The 2323-nt window shown below is 61.8% G+C and carries 2 protein-coding genes; both read left to right on the top strand.

What is annotated here, in order from left to right; genetic code table 11:
* Positions 1-32 precede the first annotated feature (32 nt).
* A complete protein-coding gene (gene rpsO, locus VGP39_RS16740; protein ID WP_074272228.1) occupies positions 33-302 on the top strand; it encodes a 30S ribosomal protein S15 in 270 nt (89 codons plus the stop codon).
* 272 nt (positions 303-574) lie between these two features.
* Positions 575-2323 (top strand): polyribonucleotide nucleotidyltransferase (gene pnp, locus VGP39_RS16745; protein WP_327569219.1); only part of this gene is annotated, 1749 nt, incomplete at its 3' end.

Here is a 2323-nt window from a genome sequence, read left to right on the forward strand (position 1 = left end):
GCAAGTCACGGTCGCAACGAGAAAGTTTGACGATGTCGATTACCGCGGAACGCAAAGCGGAAGTCATCAAGACCAATGCCAACAAGGCCGGCGATACCGGCTCGCCCGAGGTTCAGGTCGCGATCCTGTCGGAACGCATCAACAACCTCACCGGCCATTTCAAATCCCACGTGAAGGACAATCATTCACGCCGCGGTCTTTTGAAAATGGTCGCAACGCGCCGTTCGCTGCTCGATTACATCAAGCGGAAGGACGAGGCGCGCTACAAGGCCTTGCTGGAAAAGCACAACATTCGTCGCTGAGTTAAGTTCACGCGCGCATGTGCGCGCGTATTAGCGCGCGGACTTTGAAATGTCCGCGCGGCGTGTCCAGCAGCAATCCGGCGGCTGGGCGATAACGGGTAAAACGCCCGTACCATCGGAAGGATGGACGCCATTTCAGACTTGAAAGCCATGGCAGGATCGCCGGACGCTGAGACCGCGACATCGTCGCGCTCAGCGTCTCGCAATCTTGCGCATGGTTTTTGCGTTTCTGGCGCCCCTGCTTTTCCGGAAACCCATGAAAGAAAAACCAAATGTTCAATATTCATTCAGTCGAAATCGACTGGGGTGGCCGTCCGCTCACGCTTGAAACCGGCAAGATCGCCCGTCAGGCCGATGGCGCCGTCGTCGCCACCTACGGCGAGACCGTCGTGCTCGCCACCGTGGTCGCCGCGAAGACGCCGCGCGAAGGCGTCGACTTCCTCCCGCTGACCGTGGACTACATCGAAAAAACCTACGCCGCGGGCCGCATTCCCGGCGGCTACTTCAAGCGCGAAGGACGGCCGACCGAAAAGGAGACGCTGGTCTCCCGCCTGATCGACCGCCCGGTCCGTCCGCTGTTCGTCGATGGCTGGCGTAATGAAACCCAGATCATTGTCACCGTGCTGTCGCACGACATGGAAAACGACCCCGACATTCTGGCATTGGTCGCGGCTTCCGCGGCGCTGACCATTTCCGGCGCGCCGTTCAAGGGGCCGATCGGGGCTGCCCGGGTCGGCTTCATCAACGACGAATACGTGCTCAACCCGACGCTCGACGAGATGGCCGACACCCAGCTCGACCTCGTCGTCGCCGGCACTGCGGACGCCGTGCTGATGGTGGAATCCGAAGCCAAGGAACTCAACGAAGACATCATGCTCGGTGCTGTCATGTTCGGCCACCGGCATTTCCAGCCGGTGATCGAGGCGATCATCGAACTGGCGGAGAAAGCCGCCAAGGAGCCGCGTGACGTAAAAATCGCCGACGAGAGCGTGCTGGAAAAGGAAATTCTCGGGCTGATCGAGCAGGAGCTGCGGTCAGCCTATGCCATTCCGGTCAAGCAGGATCGCTACGGCGCGGTCGGCAAGGCCAAGGAAAAGGTGATGGCGCACTATTTCCCGGAAGGCCAGGAGCCGCAATACGACAAGCTGCGCATCGCCGGCGTGTTCAAGGAACTGGAAGCCAAGATCGTCCGCTGGAACATCCTTGACACCAGCCGACGCATCGACGGCCGCGATCTGAAGACCGTGCGTCCGATCATCGCCGAGGTCGGCGTGCTGCCGCGCGCTCATGGTTCGGCGCTGTTCACCCGGGGCGAGACCCAGGCGCTGGTGGTGACTACGCTCGGCACCGGCGAGGACGAACAATACATCGACTCGCTGTCGGGGACGTACAAGGAGCAGTTCCTGCTGCACTACAACTTCCCTCCCTATTCGGTCGGTGAAACCGGACGCATGGGCGGCACCAAGCGCCGCGAGATCGGCCACGGCAAGCTCGCCTGGCGCGCGATCCATCCCGTGCTGCCGCCGCATCATGAATTCCCCTACACGGTGCGCGTCGTCTCCGAGATCACCGAGTCCAACGGCTCCTCGTCGATGGCCTCGGTATGCGGCGCCTCGCTGGCGCTGATGGATGCCGGCGTTCCCTTGAAGCGGCCGACGGCGGGCATCGCCATGGGCCTCATTCTCGAGGACAAGCGTTTTGCGGTGCTCTCCGACATTCTCGGTGACGAGGATCATCTCGGCGACATGGACTTCAAGGTCGCCGGCACGGATGTGGGCATCACCTCGCTGCAGATGGACATCAAGATCGCCGGGATCACCGAGGAGATCATGAAGGTCGCGCTCGGCCAGGCCAAGGAAGGCCGCATCCACATCCTGGGGGAAATGGCCAAGGCGCTGACCAACGCCCGCGCCGAGCTCGGCGAATACGCGCCGCGCATCGAGACCTTCAAGATCGCAACCGACAAGATCCGCGAAGTGATCGGCACCGGCGGCAAGGTGATCCGCGAGATCGTCGAGAAG

The sequence above is a fragment of the Bradyrhizobium sp. genome (genome assembly GCF_036009065.1).
Classification (GTDB): Bacteria; Pseudomonadota; Alphaproteobacteria; order Rhizobiales; family Xanthobacteraceae; genus Bradyrhizobium.

What these genes read in the sequence shown, in the direction of transcription:
- rpsO (WP_074272228.1), top strand. Translation starts at nt 33, where the DNA reads ATGTCGATTACCGCGGAACGCAAAGCGGAAGTCATCAAGACCAATGCC.